This is a genomic window from Psychrobacillus sp. FSL K6-1464, assembly GCF_038003145.1.
In the GTDB taxonomy this organism is placed as follows: domain Bacteria; phylum Bacillota; class Bacilli; order Bacillales_A; family Planococcaceae; genus Psychrobacillus; species Psychrobacillus psychrotolerans.
In genome coordinates, this window is the sequence record NZ_JBBOOP010000001.1 from 1774896 (window position 1) to 1794048 (window position 19153).

Here is a 19153-nt window from a genome sequence, read left to right on the forward strand (position 1 = left end):
GATTAGCAGTGGCAGGTTACCATTTGCGTATATCATTCCCATTATATAAATGATAAAATATTTTGATAATGGTATTGAGCAAAAGGAGAAATGTAGATGATTTATGTAGGACCTCCAAATAATTTACACCAATTAGCGGCTTTCTTAGAAACGATGAATAGTATTGATGCTTCACATATTGGTTATTGTGGAGAAGAAGAGGAAGAGATTTTTGATACACTTTCCCATGATTTTTCGGATATAGACATAGAGAAATCATTTGTGGTTGCATACGAAGAAGATCATCTAGTTGGTGCATTAGGATTTGATATAGATGCAGAAAAAAGAAGTGCGGAAGTATGGGGACCATTTGTCGGAAATGGGAAAGATAAGCTTCAAATTGCCGATGACTTATGGAAAGCCTTAGAGAATACAATTCCTTTTAAATTAGATGAATACCAATTCTTTATAAACGATAAAAACACTTTTGTGAAACAATTTGTTGGACGTATGGATGGAATAGAAAACGGCCACCATCTCATATTAACGACTGCAAGAGATAATATAGCTGATAGAAATGATCTACATGTCGTAACATATGACTCTTCTTTTATGAAATCATTTAGCGAGCTTCATCAACTGGCTTTTCCAAATACATATTATAGTAGTGAGCAGATTCTATCCCGAATAAGTAAAGACAACCTCTTGCTTATCATCCAACACGATATGGAGTTAAAGGGGTACGTGTATGTGGAAGCTTCTCCACTTCACGGAGAAGGAGCAATTGAATATATTGCCGTTTCTCCAGATTACAGAGGGCAAGGGTTAGCAAAGAAACTAATGAAAGCTGCACTACATCATTTATTTTCATATGATTCAATAGAAGAAATCACCTTAAGTGTGGAGTCTAGCAATAAAGCAGCAATAGCTCTTTATATGGACACTGGATTTCGAGTAAAACATAAGCTCGTTGCCTACAAAAAGTAGATAAGCGTTATTTGGATCGAGAAGTACGTTCTTCATAATTCTTTTCATGCTTCGTATCTCTTAACATTTGATTATTATGCTTTTCCTCCGGATCGATTCCAGACATTGCATCATCGAAAGGTTGATAATTCATAGGAGGAAAACGATTCTTTTTGATCATTTTGTAAGTAATGCGTGCAATTAACACAATAAAGAAAAGTCCAAATAGAGTACTAACTATATCCATCTAATAACACTCCTTTCCATATAGTATTCGACTTCAAAGAAGAAATACCTTTTTCAAAGAAGGTCCTTCATCGTAATCACTTCCCACTACGCATAGAATATAGAGTCTTAAAAAGTCTATCATACGAAGGGAGAAGAAAATGGGAGCAAGGTTGATCCAAATTTCGGTTGTCTATTTTGCAATTGGGGTTAGCTTAGGAATGTATATGTCTATGGCGCATGATTATGCTTTAACAGGGGTTCATGTACACATTAATCTGTTAGGCTGGACATCGTTTGCACTTGCTGGAGTTATCTATCATTTATTTCCTGTCATTTCTAAAAATATATATGCAAAACTTCACTTTTGGAGTGCCAATATAGGGATTCCTTTAATGATGGTTGCACTAACTGTATTAATATTAGCAGAAAATGAGCAAGCGACTATATTCGTAGCGACTGGTGGAGTGTTAGTAGTGTTTAGTGTAATTATGTTTGCGATTAATGTATTAAAAAATGTAAGAGCATAATTTTCATTTTTAAAGGCACTGCCAAATAGAAAGTGCCTTTAAATTACATAGAACTTAAACAGGTTAATACAAATACATCTTAAGGCTGAGGGAACTTCCCATCTGAAGACCATAGGAAATGGTATCCATATCTATATAATGAACTGTATAAGGTAAATAAATAGGAGGTTGCGGAAATGAGTATAAAAAAGATTGGTGTCATCGCAATTATTGTCATAATTTTAGGAGCAGCTATTAATATCGGGATGAATATTGCAGGGGGATTTAACAAAAAATCAGAAGAAATTGAGATAGCCGAAAAGTTTACGAAAATAGAAATTATAGGCGACAATACAGCCATTGAAGTAGTTCAATCATCGGATTCTAAAGGGAAAGTTGAATTTAAAAATAAAAAGGGCACATCTAGTAAAATAAAGGCATATGTTAAAGGCAATACTTTACATGTAGAAAAGAAAAAGAAATTTTTTGGCGGCATTAATATTGGATTAAATACTTCTCACAATAAAATTATTGTATCTGTTCCAGATGAAAAGTATGAAGAGTTAACAACGGAAACAGACAATGGGCAAATTACCGTAAATAATCTTCAAATTGCCAATGTCGATATCAAAACTGATAATGGAAAAATAGTGTTAGAGGACCTGGAAAGTAAAAAGGTCTATGTAAAAACTGATAATGGAAAAATAGACTTTCACCATGTATCAGGAGATGTAGAAGCCAAAACAGATAACGGGCAAATTACCATGGTGACGGATAATTTAGACCGGAACATCTCTTTCAAAACCGATAATGGCCTTATAAATATTCATACCACGACGGAACCAAAAAATGCAACTATTCAGGCGGATATAGACAATGGAAGAATTAATATTTTTGGTTCTGCTAATGAAAAAACTGTTTTTGGTAAAGGCAAGAATATAATCGATTTAAGAACAGATAATGGAGTTATTTCTATTATAAAGGGAGATTAACAAAGAAAAAAAACCAATATATTGACGTACACCCTAATCTTTGTTAAATTGTTTCTTATATCATTTGTGAAGAGAAGATTCTAGTAGAAGAAAAACTCGTCCTTAGTGGGCGAGTTTTTTTATGGAAGAAAGGAGCAGTCTATTGTTAAAAAATCTAATTGTAGTTGTAGGCTCCTTTATAATTGCTTTTGCGTTTAATGCATTTTTAGTGCCGCATGAAATTTTAAGTAGTGGAATTAGTGGGATCGCTATTTTGGTAGGATTGATAACCCCGTTTGATACAGGTATACTCAATTTTGTCATGAATGTGCCTCTATTGATATTAGGGTATTACAAGCTTGGGAAACAAATTACGCTCAACACACTCGTGTGTGTGTTATCGTTATCTGTATTTCTTTATGTAATTCCAGCAGAGTCAATTACAGATAATATATTGCTATCAGCTATATTTGGCGGAGCTATAGGCGGTGTGGGAATAGGACTTATTATGAAATACTCGGGTACTTCTGGTGGTATGGATATAATAGCTATTATTATTTCTCGCTCAAGTAATTTTAGTGTTGGACTATTACTCACAGGAATGAATAGTGTGATTGTGCTAATTTCAGGAATGATATTCAACTGGGAAATAGCACTCTACACCTTATTATCTATATATTTAACTGGTAAAGCGATTGATACAATCTATACTAATCATGAAAAAATAACTATGCAAATTATAACAACGGTCGCTGAACCAATTCGTCAGGAATTGTTAGCAAGCATTTATCGTGGCGTCACAGTGACAGAAGGTTATGGTGGCTATACGCTAGAGAAAAAGTATATTTTATTGATGGTCGTTACTCGTTATGAAACGGCGCAAATCAAACAAATCGTTAGAAAACATGATGAGCAAGCATTCATTAATATTACACAAACGATTGAAGTAGATGGTAATTTTGCACGAAATATTCATTAGATAACAAGATACACTTGTTACTTATCCAAATAACAACATATAAAAGTATAAGAATAAATCAAAAGCCGAGAGTTAACACAACTCTCGGTATTTTTGTATTTAAATGTAATTTCTCGTTTTTTTCATGATGAAAGATAAGTGTTGAATAAAAATTTCTGCACTGGGAACACTTTCCGGTAAGAACCATAATTTAATGGAAAGTGAGGTAGAATATGAGTTTATTTAAAAAGAAACGCAAAATCGTTATTCAACCTTCACCTCCAAGTAAAAGTGAGCCTAAAATTGTTGAAGAAAGTAGTTCATTAAAAAAAAGTTTAAAAGAGAATATACAATATATAAAAAAAACACTTGGCGAGAGTGCGGATATTATTGTTCGTGAAGTTAAAATGGGTACTGAAGGAAATATTAAGGTTGGAATCATTTATACAGATGGTTTAAGTAACTCGGAAAATTTGCAAAATTTTATCATGGAAACTTTAATGATGGATATAAAAAAGACAGATATTGAAAGTAATTTAACTGCGGATTCCCCTGTTTTAACTTTGTTTAAGGACTTTGCGCTAACCGTAGGAGAGCTAAAGGATGTAAGTGAATTTGATCAATTATTCACTTCTCTATTATCTGGGGATGTAATTCTTTTAATAGATGGCTTTTCAAGTGGATTCATCATTGGTAACAAATACTGGGAAAGTCGAGGAGTCACAGAACCAACAGCACAAACGGTTATCAGAGGCCCTAGGGAGGGTTTTTCTGAAAGCTTACGTGTAAATACTGCACTAGTTCGTCGAATTATTAAAGATGAAAATCTATGGATGATTAGTAAGGAAGTCGGTAGGCGTAGTAAAACAAATATTTCCATAATGTACATAAATGGTGTAGCTGAACAAAATGTAGTGGATGAAGTTTGTAATAGGATGGATCGTATTGATATTGATGGCATTATGGAAAGTGCAAATATTGAAGAGTTTATACAAGATTCGCAATTAACTGTATTTCCAACAGTATTTAATACAGAGCGACCAGATACTGTGGCAGCAGGTTTACTAGAAGGTAGAATTGCTATTTTAGTGGATGGGACGCCTTTCGTATTAATGGTACCTGCACTATTTACAGAGTTCTTTCAGTCTTCAGAAGACTATTATCAACGTACAGTGATGGCTAGTTTAATTCGGATACTTAGATTTGTTGCATTTGGTGTTTCCGTACTTGTCCCAGCGCTATATTTATCGATAATCACATTTCACCATGAAATTATACCGCCAGCACTATTAATCAGTTTGGCCGCCCAGCGAGAAGGAGTCCCATTTCCTGCATTCGTAGAGGCAATTATTATGGAAATTACTTTTGAAATTTTGCGAGAGGCCGGATTAAGGATGCCTAGAGCTATTGGATCCGCTATGTCCATAGTTGGTGCATTTGTAATTGGTACCGCTGCAGTAGAGGCTGGATTTATCTCTGCTGCAATGGTAATTGTTGTTTCTATTACCGCCATTTCTAGTTTTGTTTCTCCATCTTATGACATTGCTATTGCTGGCCGGATTTTACGATTTATATTTATGGCTTTAGCAGCATCATTTGGCTTATATGGTATCCTTATCGGTTTTATCGCATTAGTTCTTCATGTATGTAGCCTTAGTTCCTTTGGTGTTCCATATATGACACCGTTAGCTCCGTTAAATCTAACTGGACTTAAGGATAGTATAGTTCGATTTCCTATATGGGATTTACTTACACGCCCGCCTTATATTTCAAAGAATAGAGTAAGGCAGCGCCGTACAAAAGTAAATTTCCAAAAAAGCTCTCACTCGAAGAGGTCTCAAAATGGTTAGAAGGATTGTACAACTTATAGGTATCATTTTCATCAGTTTATTGCTCACGGGTTGTTGGGATAAGCGAGAAATTAATGATTTAGCCATTGCAACTGCAATATCCATTGATAAAAAAGACGATGAATATCATGTTTCGGCTCAAGTTGTTTTACCAACTGAATTATCGATGAAGGGCGGGATGGGAAGTTCTCCAGTTACACTCTATGAAGCATCGGGAAAATCAGTCAATGAAGCCATTCGAAAACTCACTCAAGTGTCCCCACGGATTATCTACTTGGGACATCTAAGAGTAGTGGTAATTAGTGAAGAATTGGCAAAGGAGGGAATTGCAACTACTGTCGATTTTTTATCACGCGGATGGGAACTGAGATCTGACTTTTATATGATTGTTTCTAAAGGAAGGGATGCAAAGGAAATATTAAATGTACAAACCTCCTTGGAACAAATTCCGTCAAATGAACTCTATAATATTCTACACACATCAGAAGCTAACTACTCTAGTACAGTTGCTGTAAACTTTTTTGAACTAAAAACAAATTTAGAACGTGATGGAAAAGAAGGCGTACTAACTGGCGTTGAGATACTAGGAGATCCCAAGAAAGGCTCAAGCAAACAAAATGTCGAAATGATAATTCCCGATGCTAAAATAAAATTTAAAGAGTTAGCTGTTTTTAAAAAAGATAAACTAGTTGGGTGGTTAGACGAGCAGGAAAGTAGAGGTTTTAACGAGGCAACAAATCAAGTAAAAAGGACTATTGGATTAGTTACATGCCCTGACGGGGGGGAAGTCTCTATTCATACTAAAAAATATAACTCAAAGATAAAAAGTAAAACAATGAGTAATAATCCTGAAATAGAAATCAAAGTGAACATCGTTGCAAATTTAGGTGAGGTTAGTTGTGACATTGATTTAACGAAGGAAAAAACTATTGAAATGCTGCAAAAGGAATATGAGAAAGTGGTAAAAAATGATATTCAAGAAACAATTAAAGTAGTTCAACAAAAATATCAATCAGACATTTTTGGTTTTGGGGCTGCTATATACAAATCAAACCCACAGCAATGGAAAAAAGTTAAAGCTAATTGGGATGAAATTTTTGCTGAATTGCCAGTAAGTGTAGAAGTTAAGGTACAAATTAGTCACTTTGGTTCGGTTTTAAATCCAATTGACAAGAAAGAAAAGTGAGTAAAACAGTATGGTAAAAGTAATTGGAATATTATTGGTAATTATTGTCGTTGTCTTGATTGATGTGCCAACTATGTGGAAGAACAAACAAAAAAAAGAATTGATTGTCTACTCAGTACTGCTATCTATAGGAGTAACGTTATTAATTTTATTAGCAGTTGGTATTAAAATACCTAGCCCTGTTGATCTGTTTACAATAATGGAGAAATCATTCGAAAGTCTTGTCAAATAAATGAGTAAAGCATGAGGGGGGTAGAGGGATGCAGACAGATAAAATAACGCCATTTCAATTTTTAGTATTAGTTATTTTTTTTACGATAGGTTCAAGTATCCTCTATATTCCTTCTACACTTACAACTGCAGTAAAACAAGATGCTTGGCTTGCAGCAATAATCGGTAATCTCTTAGGACTATTAGTTGTCTGGTTTTTTACGACAATTAGTTTATGGTTTCCTAAACTAACCTATACCGAAGTAAATGAAAAAATATTCGGAAAATTGGTAGGGAAGTTAATTTCTATCTTATTCGTGTTAATGGCTTTCCTTTATGCTTCGGCGCTTATTGCACAGTCAAGTATTTTTTTAATTACACAAATGTATCCCGAGACACCTTTAACATTTATAAATCTTTTAATGGTTCTTATTGTTATTCTGGCGGTTCGTCTAGGTATTCAAACTATCGCGCGTTCTGCTGAAATCTTTTTATTCTTTTTCTTCTTATTGTTTATGATCCTAGTTGTGAGTATATCACCTCAAATCCAATTGGATAATTTAGAACCCTTTTTTCAGGCTCATATTACTTCAATTTTAAATTCTTCTTTCAAGGTTACGGCAGTTTCTAGTATTAACGCCATTGTCTTATTCATGATTTTTCCCGCATTTGTTAGCGATATTAAAAAGTGTAGAAAAAATTTCTATATTGGTACTTTAATTGGTGGTGCTGTAATTATCACAATTACCATGCTTTGTATTTTCGTACTTGGTTCAAATACTACCGAGCATCAAGTATATCCAAGTTATACATTAGCGAAAGTCATAAATGTAGGAGACTTTATAACACGTATAGAAGGTCTAATGGCTCTTTTGTGGACTCTTGCGCTATTTTTTAAAGTTACACTTTATTTTTACACAGGTGTGCTTGCCTTAAGTAAACTATTGAATATAAAGGAATATCGAGTATTAACTTTCCCGGCCGGAGCAATAATCCTAGTCTTTTCTATTATCATTTTCCCGAATATTTTATATCAATATAAATTTGACGAAGAGATTGCAATTGCCATAACTTTTGTCATTGGTTTAATTTTCCCACTATTAGCAACCATTGTTTTTCAACTAAGAAAGAAAAAGTTTAAAAAAGATCCGGATTATGCGAAGTCAAATTAGAGATGAGTTATGACCAATGATACGCAAAGAGAAAGTTAAAACGCTCTCAGAGCTAATGTGAAGCATCCTAATATTTGTAATTGTCATGATCGAAACTGTATTTTCGACGAAAAATTATAGTGAATTTTAATAAGGTTCCCAAATACATATTTGGGAACCTTATTTTGTGGTAATATAAGTAGTAGAGGAAGTGGTTTGATGCAAAAGGAATTACCTAAAATTATGAAAGATTTTTTAGTGTATTTAACGACTATTAAAGGCAAATCAATACGAACGAGAAAAGAATATGAATATGATTTAACTTTGTTTTTCCGATTTTTATTAGCAGTTGAAAATGATGTGCCAATAACCGAGATACAAAGCATTAGTATTAAAGAAGTGGATCCTGAATTTATCCAAAAGATAACGCTCGAAGATATCTACCTTTTCCAGGAGTATTGTGAAGTACAGCGCCAAAATAGCGCCGCATCAAGAGCTCGCAAAGCAGCAACTATTAAATCGTTTTTTAAATACCTAAAAGGGAAAAGAAGATTATTAGATTATAATCCTGCAGAAGAGCTAGAATCACCTAAGATAGCAAAAAAAACACCGATCTATTTGGATCAGCATGAGGCAATACAGTTCATCACTGGTATAAAGAAAACGAGCCATTATTATCGTAACTATAGTATTATTATGTTTTTCTTAAACTTAGGAATTCGTGTTTCCGAATTATGTAGCTTAAATATAAACTCCATACAAGGAAATGTATTACATGTTGTGGGGAAGGGAAATAAAGAAAGAACGGTATTCTTGAACTCCACTTGTCTCCAATCCATCCAACAATATAAAGAAAAGGAAAGACAATACATAAAAGGCGCGAGTACAAATAACTCCTTGTTTCTTTCTCAAAAAGGCACACGACTCACTCGACAAACGGTAGCTAAAATAGTGAAACAAATCAACGTGGCATCAGGGTTAAACAAAGGAAGTATAACGCCTCATAAGTTAAGGCATACTTCCGCAACAATCATGTACAAAAATGGAGCAGATATTAGAAGTCTTCAGCAAATACTAGGTCATACGAGCGTTTCCACTACACAGATTTATACGCATGTAGAAGACAAAGAAATACAAAATGTAATGGAGAATAACCCATTCAACCATTTAGTTTAATATAATTATATTATGTAAACTAAAAATAATTTCATTTAAAAGAGGTTTCTTTAGATTAAAATTCTCCATATTGCGAATCATTTATTATAATGGTGGGAATACAACAAATGATTGAATACTCTAATAATAAAAGTTATAATGATAGTAATATAGATGAAGGGATGATGAATGGTAGATGATTAAATAATTCTATTTTATACGTAAAATGTATACGCATTTTCACTTAAAATAGGATTAGTCTGTCCATTATTATACCTTTGTAACGCCTTGTTCTAGGCTTATTTTCGTATGAATACTAATCCTTCTGAAGCTTTTTCAGGAGGATTTTTATTTGTTTATGCGTATGCATTCAAACCTTAAAGGGATGATGCAACTTCTAAGATCATCTCCAGTTTACAACACTATTGGAGGTAATATAATATGCCGATTGAAATTAAAAACTTAAATTATGGGTTCGATTCATTAGATCATCCACTGTTCGAAAATGTTAATATAACGATTGATTCTTCTTGGTGTTTAGGTTTAATCGGAAGAAATGGACGTGGGAAAACAACCTTACTCAACTTAATGATGAAACAATTTCCTTTTTATGGTGAAATTATTTCCGACTTGGATTTTGTTTATTTTCCACAGAACATTAATAATAAGAAACAATTAACGTACTATGCAATTGATGAAGTGATTCCAGTAGAATTGTGGAAACTTGAGCGAGAATGCGAACAGTTATCGCTAGATAAGGAACTATTATGGCATCCTTTTGAACAGTTATCTGGTGGCGAGCAAACAAAAGTATTATTAGCTGCTCTATTCTGTGAGGAATCACGTTACCCACTTCTAGATGAACCAACAAACCATTTAGACATTGAGGGGAGGGAAATTATTGCTGAGTATTTAAAAAGAAAAAAAGGCTATATTGTTGTCAGTCATGACCGTAATTTTGTTGATAAAGTAGTCGATCATATTTTGGTCATTGAGAAAAGTCAATTAGTTATTTATAATGGTGATTTCTCCACTTATGAACAACAAAAACAATTACAAGATCAGTTTGAACTTGATCAAAATAAATCGTTAAAATCGGAAATTGAGCGTTTAAATAGAACTGCTAGAGAAAAGTCTGTGTGGGCTAAAAGAAAGGAAAAGCCATCAGGTAATGACCCATTCGGTAATGCTATGGCCAAGTGGATGATGAAGAGATCAAAAGCTATTGAAAAGCGGACGGATGCAAAGATAGAAGAAAAGACAAAGCTACTAAAAAATATCGAATCAACAAGTAATTTAACAATTAATTGTATATTTAGCCATCGAAATCCAATAATGCGTGTCCAAAATTTCACCTTAAGTTACGGTGGAAAACAACTGTTTCATCCGATAACATTTGATGTTTATCAGGGTGAGCAAGTAGCATTGGTTGGACCAAATGGCAGTGGCAAAACATCAATTATAAATTATTTAAATCATCAATATTTTGATGGGAAAATTAGCGGAGAGGTAATCATATCTCAAGGACTATCTAAAAGTATCATTCATCAAAATCATGACGATAATAATGGCTCGTTACACAATTTTTCTGTCGACCATCATATTGACTACACATTATTCCTAAATAATCTTCGGGTTTTAGGTATGGATCGAGATGTTTTTAATATTCCAATTGAATGGATGAGTAATGGTCAACAGAAAAAAGTAGAGTTTGCCAAATCTTTAGGCATGCCGGCAGAGTTTTACATTTGGGATGAACCATTGAATTATTTAGATATCTTTAATCAAAATCAAATTGAAACAATGATATTGACATATAAACCAACGCTTTTATTTGTAGAGCATGACCAAAATTTTCTTAAGAATATTGCCTCAAAAACTATAGAAATTATTCCATTCTGATACAATTTCATTTAAATATAACTTCTATTTCTTATTTAAAGAAAAAACGCAACTTCCATAAAACCGGAAGTTGCTTATTATCTTATTGAACTAACGCCCTATTAGTATAAGTACGTTCTTTCAAAATTAGAGTTAATTTTATATCAATAATTGGTTTATTTAATTCTAACACCTGACTTTTCACTATAGTTTGATGTTCTTATGCAAGAAAATGATTCTTTCTATTTCTTCAAAACCATTTTTCTTATAAAATTCTTCGGCAGGTATACCTCTATCTGTGAGAAGTGTAATGTTACTTATATTACTGCTATGAAGCTCTTTTATTAAATGATTTAACATCGCTCTTCCAATACCTTTATTTTGACATTTTGTTTTAACACACATTTCATGAATGAAAAATTCATCTCCGCTCCACCATACTCTATTTACACCAAAAATAAAGCCGAGAATTTCGTCGTTTTCTATCGCTAAAACGCCTGAAAATCCAGGTGTTTGCTAAAAACTCAGTAAATATTTATTAGCCTTTGTAAATGTCCATTGATCATTCCAAGGCACATCATTGAATACTTCAATAAATGTTTCCGTACATTTAATTAAATCATTTTTTGCTAGTAGTTTAAATTCCAAGGCAAGTTCTCCTTATTGCTAAATATATAATCTCTAGACCCCAAGCTTCTTGCCCCTCCATTCACTTCAGAAAAGCAAACTTAGGAAAAATATGTCTTTATTGCTATTTTTCCAATGCTCGCCGGGAAAGACATAGGCACTTATGCTTTTGTTTTTTTAGAGGTTATATTCGATAATTCCAAATCCTTCTCTAGAAATACTGACATTAGACCCTTCTATTACTAACCCAGAACTATACAGTATGTTATATTTTTGGTCCCGATCCAGTGCATATTGCTGCTCATCGGAACTAGGATTAAGTAAGACGATAATTGTTTTGGTAGCGTTGTGCTTTTTATACCCAAATATACCATTTGCCTCCGTAGGATGTACGAATGTTATAGAGCCTTCATTGGCAAGTAGTTTTTCTTTAGTTCGTAGTGCTATCAGCGTTTGGATATGATTTTTTAACTTTAGCTGGTGATTATTTTCATCCCAGTCCATACACTCACGACAGCCAGGATCTTGGCCACCTGTAAGGCCTATTTCATCGCCATAATAGATGCATGGAGTTCCCATAAAGGTTAAAAGAATAGTAAATACTTGTTTCGTTATATTAATATTATCATTACATTCTGTAAGAATTCTAGCAGTATCATGGCTACCAACAAGATTAAAAGTGAAATCAAACACAGTTTTCGGGTAACTGTAGTATACCTTACTCATATTCTCTGCAAATTGTTTTGAATTAATGCTGTTTTTTGCCAGAAGATTTAATACATTTGTTTTAAAGGGATAATTCATCACCGCATCAAATTGATCTCCTCTAAGCCATGGCATTGAATCATGCCATATTTCTCCAAGAATATAAACATCCGGTTTTGCTTCTTTAACAGTTTTTCTAAACTCGCGCCAGAAAGGTTGGTCTACTTCGTTTGCAACATCAAGTCTCCAACCGTCAATATCAAATTCATTGATCCAATAGATACCTACTTCCAGTAAGTATTTTTTAACTTCTGGATTAGCAGTATTCAGCTTGGGCATAGAATCTACAAAACCAAAAGCCTCATAGTTTGGCTTTTCTCCTCCTAGAACGGGGAAGCTGTGGATGTGGAACCAATCTTTATAAGGTGAGCTTTCTCCGTTCTTTAGGACATCCTGGAAGGGAGGGAAGTAATAACCGCTATGATTAAATACGGCATCTAGCATTACCTTAATGCCGCGGCTATGGCATTGTGTTATTAGTTCTTTTAATGCATCTGCATCCCCAAATTGAGGATCTATCTCCATATAGTCAATCGTATCGTATTTATGATTGGAGGAGGCTTCGAATACTGGAGTAAAATAAATGCCATTTACCCCTATATCCGTGAGGTGGTCTAAATGTGCTGTTACGCCGGCGAAGTCACCACCAAAGAAGTTATTAACTGCAGGGGGTTCACTGCCCCAAGCTTTTGTGTTTTTGGGATTAATAGAAGGATTTCCGTTGCCAAAACGTTCTGGGAATATTTGATACCAAACAGTGTCTTTTACCCACTGGGGCGCTTGGAACAGTTCATTCTCATGTAAATACGGAAAACAAAAATAATAATCACTGTCAGTTGGTATACTGTCAAAAAAACCTTTTTCTGTATATATTGTTTCCTCCGTTAAAGAAGTTAACTGAAAGCCGTAGCGTAATCGTTTGGTTGCTGCAAATGCTTCAGTTTCCCAATAATCATGTAAACCATCGTTTCCAACTAAGTTCATAGGCATTTTAGAAAATTGCCATTCGCCATTTCTCCAAATATAAGGATCACCAAATATTAACGAAACAGAAGTAACATCATTTTTTTTTGTCTTAAGTCGTAATTGTAGTGTTCGATCATCTAGTAAAAAAGCAAAGCTATCGGTGGGACGGTGAAAAATAGCAGTTTTCTCCATTATACATCTCCTTTAAAACGAATTATTTTACTTCCAAGTAATTTAAATATGGACGCTCAATGTAGTGAGCATAGAAGGAGAAGAAGCGTTACATTAAAAATTTTAATATTTATAATATTTATAAAAAATAGATTGTTTCCTTCTCAAATAAATGTATAATAAAACTATGAGTTGTGCAATCGTTTTCATAGATTCATTACTAATATATTATTCTTTCAATCTTATATATAGACTTATAAGTAATTGAAAGAAATTATTTTTAGCAACTTATGATAGCGCTTTCTTTTGCTGAAATGTGCAAGCGTTTGTCCAACTTAGCGTAGGTTTAAACCAAAAAATAGGAGGGGTACAAATGAAAAAGTCATTAACTTTGTTGTTCATGCTCATTATTACATTGGCATTATTAGTTGCATGTGGACCGAAAAGGGAGGAAACAACTCCCGCGAAAACAGATGAAAAAGAAACAGAAACTGGGGCTGAATCTTCAGAAGAACCAGCAAAACCTGAAACACTTATAGTTTGGGAGGATACAGATAAATCTGTCGCTCTAAAACCTGCTATCGAATCTTTCGAAAAGGAATATGGTATTAAGGTTGAATTTAAAGAATTAGGTATGGCAGATAAAATGCGTGATCAGCTACGTTTAGATGGTCCTTCGGGAACTGGTGCAGACGTAGTTACTTTACCTCATGATCAAATTGGTCAAGTTGTGACAGAAGGGTTGCTTCAGGAAATTGAAGTAAGTGATGAAATCCTTTCTACTTTCAGTGAATCAGCTGTGACTGCACAGAAATATGATGGAAAATTATACGGGTTACCAAAAGCTACAGAGACACCAGTATTTATTTACAATAAGGCTTTAATGGAGGAAGCTCCAGAAACAATGGATGAAGTTTATGCTTTTGCAAATGAATTTACAGATGGTAAAAAGTTTGGATTCTTAGCAAAATGGGATGACTTCTACTTTGCACACGGAGTCTTTGGAGGTATGGGGGGATATGTATTCAAAGAGAATGATGGAGCCCTTGACCGAGATGATGTTGGTTTAAACAATGAAGGCGGTATAGCTGGTGCAGAATATATTCAAAAATGGTATGCAGAAGGTTTATTCCCTAAAGGAATTATAGGGGATAGCGGTGGCTCAGCGAAAGATGGTCTATTCAATGAAGGGAAAGTCGCATCTGTAATGGACGGTCCTTGGGCATTCCAAGGGATGAAAGACGCTGGGATTGATATTGGAGTAGCTGCAATGCCAACCTTACCAAATGGTGAGCATATGAAGACATTTATGGGAGTTAAAGGATGGCATGTATCCGCATTTACAGAACATCCATATTGGTCAACTAAATTAATAGAATGGTTAACAAATGAAGAGAATGCAAAAATTCGTTTTGAATTAACCCAAGAGATTCCACCAGTTACAACATTAATTGAAGATCCGATTATTGCGGACAATGAAGGGGCAAAAGCAGTAGCACTTCAATCCCAATACGCAATACCTATGCCTAATATTCCAGAAATGGCGGAAGTATGGGGACCTGCGGCATCTGCACTTCAAACCCTTGCAACTGGTAAGGCAGAACCAAAAGCTGCAATGGACGATGCAGTTAAAACGATCAAAACAAATATTGAAACTAACCATCCACAATAACTTAGAACAGCATAAGCGCTCGAGCTAGTTCAGCGAGTATTAGCGCAAACTTACTAATTCTCAAACAAGGCAAAGGCATGTTTCCTTTAAGGGGTCATATGCCTTTGCTTCTCTATTATGTATAAGTGTCAATGTTGTAAGGAAATCCATGTGAAAATAGGAGAGTATTCTCTTTCATAGGAAAGAAGGAGGCGACAACTACAATGAACAGTAATGTCACAACCAAACATAGAAAAAATGCTGGGTTACTATCCATCATCCCAGGTTTTGGACAATTTTATAATAAACAGTTTGTCAAAGGAATTATCTTTTTAGTATTAACAGTCGCATTCTTTAGTAGTTTTTCTCAAACGCTAAACTGGGGATTCTGGGGTCTTATTACGCTTGGAGAAATTCCAAAGCTTGATCATTCTATATTCTTATTAATCGATGGAATTATCGCCTTGTTGGTAGCAATCATAGGTCTTGGAATTTATGCTTTCAATATATATGATGCTTACCACAATGGAAAAAAACGAGATGAGGGTTTCCTATTAAATAGCGTGAGGGAGCAGTATCACAATCTTTTGGATAACGGTTTTCCTTATCTAATGATTTCCCCAGGATTTTTATTATTAATCTTCGTAGTTATTTTCCCAATAATCTTTGTAATTCTTCTCTCATTTACAAACTATGATTTATACCATTCACCACCAGCAAAACTGGTAGATTGGGTAGGAATTCAAAACTATATTGATATATTCAAATTAGACCTTTGGAGGTCTACATTCTTTGGTGTATTCGGTTGGACAATTGTTTGGACATTTGGAGCAACCACTTTGCAGGTTGTGATCGGGGTCTTTTTAGCCGTTGTTATCAATCAAAAGGATTTAAAAGGGAAAGCTTTTTTCCGCACAATATTAATCTTGCCGTGGGCAGTACCAGCATTTGTATCGATCCTAATTTTTTCAGGGATGTTCAACGAATCGTTCGGCGTTATTAATACGCAAATACTGAGTATGTTAGGAATTGATGCAATTCCATGGATGACAGAAGAATTATGGACTCGATTTGCACTGATTTTAATACAATCATGGCTTGGTTTCCCATTCATCTTCGCAATGACAACTGGAGTGCTACAATCTATTCCAAATGAGTTATATGAGGCCGCAAATGTAGATGGAGCTTCTATCTTCCAGAAATTCAGAGGTATTACTTTACCAATGGTACTGTATGCAACGGCGCCAATTCTGATCACGCAATATACATTTAACTTTAATAATTTCAATGTCATCTTCCTATTTAACGGTGGTGGTCCGGCTTTACCAGGTCAAAATGCCGGTGGATCAGATATCTTAATCTCTTGGATTTATCAATTGACGATGACTTCTGGACAATATGGGAAAGCAGCTGCAATAACGATGCTACTATCACTTATTGTTATTACGGTAGCGTTATGGCAATTCAAACGAACTAATTCATTCAAAGAGGAGGATATGATGTAATGACTAATAAAACTGAGAAAATAATCAGATTGTCAGTTTCTTATCTTATTCTTCTAGTTGCTGTAGTCATTGTTGTTTACCCTTTACTATGGGTACTGGGATCTTCCTTTAACCCAGGACAAAGTCTATCAGGTTCAACAATGTTTCCAGAAAATCCTACACTTAAGCACTATAAGAGCTTATTTGACATAGAAAACTCTAATTACGTTTTATGGTATTTAAATTCGATGAAGATAAGTTTAATAACGATGGTATTTGCGGTATTAAGTGTCGCTTTTACTGGATATGCTTTTTCACGCTACAGATTTATCGGAAGAAAAAATGGACTTCTTACCTTTTTAGTCCTACAGATGATTCCAAACTTCGCTGCCCTTATTGCTATCTTTGTACTTGCTCAGCGAACTGGACTGCTAGATACGCATGTTGGTTTAATACTTATTTATGTTGGTGGTCAAATACCAATGAATACTTGGTTAATGAAAGGATATTTGGATACGATTCCAAAAGAACTGGATGAATCTGCACGTATGGATGGAGCGGGTCATTTACGCATTTTTTGGCAAATTATCATGCCTTTATCAAAACCAATTTTAGCAGTAGTAGCATTATTTTCATTCATCGCTCCGTTTGGTGATTTCATACTTGCTCGTATTATGTTACGTAGTGAAGAGAAGTTCACAATGGGTGTAGGTCTATACGAACTAGTTTCCAAACAGTTTGGGAATGAGTTTACTACATTTGCAGCGGGGTCTGTTTTAATCGCAATCCCAATTACAATACTTTTCCTATCATTCCAAAAGTATTTTATCTCTGGTTTAACTGCTGGTGGTACGAAGGGTTAATGACTTCAAAGGAAAGAAGTTGCTTAAGATGACCATGACTAAAAGTAGAGTGCTATTCATTTTATTATTTTTTGTAATTGCCGTATCAAATCCGCAGCAATCTCTAGCAAGTGAGGAGAAACGGATGCAGGATGAGGTTATATACATGATTATGGTGGACCGATTTAACAATGGAAATACGAGTAATGACAAAGATGCTAATATTAACGATCCACTTGCTTATCATGGTGGGGATTTTCAAGGAATTACCGACAAGCTAGATTATATAAAAGAAATGGGTTATACAGCAATTTGGTTAACTCCCATATTTCAAAATATGAATAACGGTTATCATGGATACTGGATTAAAGATTTCTATCAAACGAATCCCTATTTTGGTTCCATGGAAGAGTTTAAAACACTTGTAACCGAAGCGCACAAACGCGATATAAAAGTTATTTTAGATTTTGTCGTTAACCATGTTGGACCAAATCATGATTGGCTTAATGATTCTACTAAAAATGATTGGTTTCATGAAAACAAGTCTATTTCTAATTGGAATGATCAAGAAGAAGTTGAAAACGGTTGGTTATATGATTTACCCGATTTAGATCAAGAAAATCCAGAGGTAAGTAAGTACCTAATAGATGCAGCAAAATGGTGGATTCAAGAAACAGATATCGATGGTTACAGACTCGACACAGTTAAACATGTTCCAAAGGAGTTTTGGAAGGACTTCTCTGCTGAACTTAAAACGGTGAAAGAATCATTCTTTCTTATAGGAGAGGTTTGGCATGATAACCCTAATATAGTAGCTGGATATGAGGAAACTGGGATTGATGGTTTCATGGATTTTTCGCAAAATGAAAGTCTCCGTGCAGCTTTTGAAAAACCAAATCAGTCTCTAGGATGGTTATTTTCAAATAATGAGCGAAATAACAAATTGTTTGATCGACCAGAACTGCTAGGACAATTTATAGATAATCATGATATGCAAAGGTTCGCTAATTTAGCAATCCAAAATAATCAAGACCCGGTTACTCAGGTAAAGCTAGCGCTAACTTATATGTATACTGCTCCTGGCATTCCTATCTTCTACTATGGGACAGAAATAGCATTAGACGGAGGAAACGATCCAGACAATCGTCGAATGATGAATTTTGGAGCAGATGAAGAATTGACAACGTTTGTAAAAAAACTCGGTGCTGTTAGACAGCAGCAGTTATCTCTTACAAGGGGAGAAATGAAACTTTTAGTGGATGATGCAGGACTTACTCTTTATAAGAGAACTTACGGGGATGAAACCGTAATAGTAGCCATCAATAATACGTCAGAAGCTAAAAAGATTGCTTTAAATAAGGGTATAGAAAAAGGGAAACAGCTAAAAGGGGTATTAGCTGGTGAATTAGTTAACTCAGGTAATAATGAGGATGGGTACACGTTCAAGTTGGAAAGTGGACAGTCCGAAATATATGAGTTCGTCAATGAAAAGTCAGATAATCGTTTAGTTTTGAGCATTGTGATAGGAATAATAGTAATATTATTAGTTTTTTTGGTCCTTCGCTTCAAACGGACAAAACAATAATTTGTTATTAAATTTAATCCA

Annotated in this window: 17 protein-coding genes; 14 read left to right on the forward strand and 3 right to left on the reverse strand. The window is 34.5% G+C overall.

The genetic code is table 11. The annotated features are described in order from the left end of the window. Window positions 1-96: 96 nt before the first annotated feature. Window positions 97-966: a GNAT family N-acetyltransferase gene (locus MKX39_RS08700; RefSeq protein ID WP_340769164.1), complete on the forward strand. Its 870-nt coding sequence runs from the start codon at window positions 97-99 to the stop codon at window positions 964-966. A gap of 7 nt (window positions 967-973) precedes the next feature. Here the strand turns inward: MKX39_RS08700 and MKX39_RS08705 are convergent, their stop codons facing one another. Then, on the reverse strand, window positions 974-1192 hold the full coding sequence (locus MKX39_RS08705) for a hypothetical protein (protein ID WP_093534264.1): 219 nt from the start codon (window positions 1190-1192) through the stop codon (window positions 974-976). Window positions 1193-1331: 139 nt separating this feature from the next. On the opposite strand from MKX39_RS08705, the gene MKX39_RS08710 reads away from it, so the two are divergent. The 9 genes from MKX39_RS08710 to abc-f all read left to right on the forward strand — a co-directional run bounded on the left by MKX39_RS08710 (window position 1332) and on the right by abc-f (window position 11062). Further along, window positions 1332-1700, forward strand: coding sequence for a cytochrome-c oxidase (locus MKX39_RS08710; protein ID WP_340769165.1), 369 nt, complete (start codon window positions 1332-1334; stop codon window positions 1698-1700). Between the two features lie 176 nt (window positions 1701-1876). After that, on the forward strand, window positions 1877-2671 hold the full coding sequence (locus MKX39_RS08715) for a DUF4097 family beta strand repeat-containing protein (protein ID WP_340769167.1): 795 nt from the start codon (window positions 1877-1879) through the stop codon (window positions 2669-2671). A 142-nt stretch (window positions 2672-2813) separates the two neighbouring features. Next, the gene (locus tag MKX39_RS08720) at window positions 2814-3629 is read left to right on the forward strand and encodes a YitT family protein (RefSeq protein ID WP_340769169.1); all 816 of its coding nucleotides are present in this window, start codon (window positions 2814-2816) and stop codon (window positions 3627-3629) included. 212 nt (window positions 3630-3841) lie between these two features. Beyond that, entirely contained in the window at window positions 3842-5458 is a 1617-nt protein-coding gene (locus MKX39_RS08725; protein WP_340769170.1) for a spore germination protein, read from the forward strand. After that, complete coding sequence (locus MKX39_RS08730; protein ID WP_340769173.1) at window positions 5451-6644, forward strand: Ger(x)C family spore germination protein; 1194 nt, start codon at window positions 5451-5453, stop codon at window positions 6642-6644. The genes MKX39_RS08725 and MKX39_RS08730 overlap by 8 nt, the downstream gene beginning before the upstream one ends. 10 nt (window positions 6645-6654) lie before the next feature. After that, a complete protein-coding gene (locus tag MKX39_RS08735; protein ID WP_340762273.1) occupies window positions 6655-6876 on the forward strand; it encodes a hypothetical protein in 222 nt (73 codons plus the stop codon). 28 nt (window positions 6877-6904) lie between these two features. Next, complete coding sequence (locus MKX39_RS08740; protein ID WP_340769174.1) at window positions 6905-8026, forward strand: GerAB/ArcD/ProY family transporter; 1122 nt, start codon at window positions 6905-6907, stop codon at window positions 8024-8026. 198 nt (window positions 8027-8224) lie between these two features. Continuing rightward, window positions 8225-9181 (forward strand): tyrosine-type recombinase/integrase, encoded by a 957-nt coding sequence (locus MKX39_RS08745; RefSeq protein WP_340769175.1) that lies wholly within the window; start codon window positions 8225-8227, stop codon window positions 9179-9181. A 420-nt stretch (window positions 9182-9601) separates the two neighbouring features. Further along, window positions 9602-11062 (forward strand): ribosomal protection-like ABC-F family protein, encoded by a 1461-nt coding sequence (gene abc-f, locus MKX39_RS08750; protein WP_340769177.1) that lies wholly within the window; start codon window positions 9602-9604, stop codon window positions 11060-11062. Window positions 11063-11245: 183 nt separating this feature from the next. On the opposite strand, the gene MKX39_RS08755 is transcribed toward abc-f, so the two are convergent. Both MKX39_RS08755 and MKX39_RS08760 read right to left on the reverse strand, forming a co-directional pair. Beyond that, window positions 11246-11527 carry a GNAT family N-acetyltransferase gene (locus tag MKX39_RS08755; protein WP_340771379.1) on the reverse strand — a complete coding sequence of 94 codons (282 nt, stop codon included), beginning with the start codon at window positions 11525-11527 and terminating at the stop codon, window positions 11246-11248. Between the two features lie 318 nt (window positions 11528-11845). Further along, window positions 11846-13591, reverse strand: a complete 1746-nt coding sequence (locus MKX39_RS08760; protein WP_340769178.1) for a glycoside hydrolase family 13 protein — start codon at window positions 13589-13591, stop codon at window positions 11846-11848. 352 nt (window positions 13592-13943) lie between these two features. Here MKX39_RS08760 and MKX39_RS08765 point away from each other — a divergent pair, with 352 nt between their 5' ends. The 4 genes from MKX39_RS08765 to MKX39_RS08780 all read left to right on the forward strand — a co-directional run bounded on the left by MKX39_RS08765 (window position 13944) and on the right by MKX39_RS08780 (window position 19132). Further along, window positions 13944-15242 (forward strand): extracellular solute-binding protein, encoded by a 1299-nt coding sequence (locus MKX39_RS08765; RefSeq protein ID WP_340769181.1) that lies wholly within the window; start codon window positions 13944-13946, stop codon window positions 15240-15242. A gap of 203 nt (window positions 15243-15445) precedes the next feature. Continuing rightward, on the forward strand, window positions 15446-16726 hold the full coding sequence (locus tag MKX39_RS08770) for a carbohydrate ABC transporter permease (RefSeq protein WP_340769183.1): 1281 nt from the start codon (window positions 15446-15448) through the stop codon (window positions 16724-16726). Further along, the gene (locus MKX39_RS08775) at window positions 16726-17568 is read left to right on the forward strand and encodes a sugar ABC transporter permease (RefSeq protein WP_093534246.1); all 843 of its coding nucleotides are present in this window, start codon (window positions 16726-16728) and stop codon (window positions 17566-17568) included. Before MKX39_RS08770 ends, MKX39_RS08775 begins: the two co-directional genes overlap by 1 nt. Window positions 17569-17602: 34 nt before the next feature. Continuing rightward, a complete protein-coding gene (locus MKX39_RS08780) occupies window positions 17603-19132 on the forward strand; it encodes an alpha-amylase family glycosyl hydrolase (RefSeq protein WP_340771382.1) in 1530 nt (509 codons plus the stop codon). Window positions 19133-19153: the final 21 nt, after the last annotated feature.

Excerpts from the sequence above, each read along its gene's own strand:
- MKX39_RS08700 (WP_340769164.1), top strand. The coding sequence starts at position 97 with ATGATTTATGTAGGACCTCCAAATAATTTACACCAATTAGCGGCTTTC.
- MKX39_RS08705 (WP_093534264.1), bottom strand. The coding sequence starts at position 1,192 with ATGGATATAGTTAGTACTCTATTTGGACTTTTCTTTATTGTGTTAATT.
- MKX39_RS08710 (WP_340769165.1), top strand. The coding sequence starts at position 1,332 with ATGGGAGCAAGGTTGATCCAAATTTCGGTTGTCTATTTTGCAATTGGG.
- MKX39_RS08715 (WP_340769167.1), top strand. The coding sequence starts at position 1,877 with ATGAGTATAAAAAAGATTGGTGTCATCGCAATTATTGTCATAATTTTA.
- MKX39_RS08725 (WP_340769170.1), top strand. The coding sequence starts at position 3,842 with ATGAGTTTATTTAAAAAGAAACGCAAAATCGTTATTCAACCTTCACCT.
- MKX39_RS08730 (WP_340769173.1), top strand. The coding sequence starts at position 5,451 with ATGGTTAGAAGGATTGTACAACTTATAGGTATCATTTTCATCAGTTTA.
- MKX39_RS08735 (WP_340762273.1), top strand. The coding sequence starts at position 6,655 with ATGGTAAAAGTAATTGGAATATTATTGGTAATTATTGTCGTTGTCTTG.
- MKX39_RS08740 (WP_340769174.1), top strand. The coding sequence starts at position 6,905 with ATGCAGACAGATAAAATAACGCCATTTCAATTTTTAGTATTAGTTATT.
- MKX39_RS08745 (WP_340769175.1), top strand. The coding sequence starts at position 8,225 with ATGCAAAAGGAATTACCTAAAATTATGAAAGATTTTTTAGTGTATTTA.
- abc-f (WP_340769177.1), top strand. The coding sequence starts at position 9,602 with ATGCCGATTGAAATTAAAAACTTAAATTATGGGTTCGATTCATTAGAT.
- MKX39_RS08760 (WP_340769178.1), bottom strand. The coding sequence starts at position 13,591 with ATGGAGAAAACTGCTATTTTTCACCGTCCCACCGATAGCTTTGCTTTT.
- MKX39_RS08765 (WP_340769181.1), top strand. The coding sequence starts at position 13,944 with ATGAAAAAGTCATTAACTTTGTTGTTCATGCTCATTATTACATTGGCA.
- MKX39_RS08770 (WP_340769183.1), top strand. The coding sequence starts at position 15,446 with ATGAACAGTAATGTCACAACCAAACATAGAAAAAATGCTGGGTTACTA.
- MKX39_RS08775 (WP_093534246.1), top strand. The coding sequence starts at position 16,726 with ATGACTAATAAAACTGAGAAAATAATCAGATTGTCAGTTTCTTATCTT.
- MKX39_RS08780 (WP_340771382.1), top strand. The coding sequence starts at position 17,603 with ATGACTAAAAGTAGAGTGCTATTCATTTTATTATTTTTTGTAATTGCC.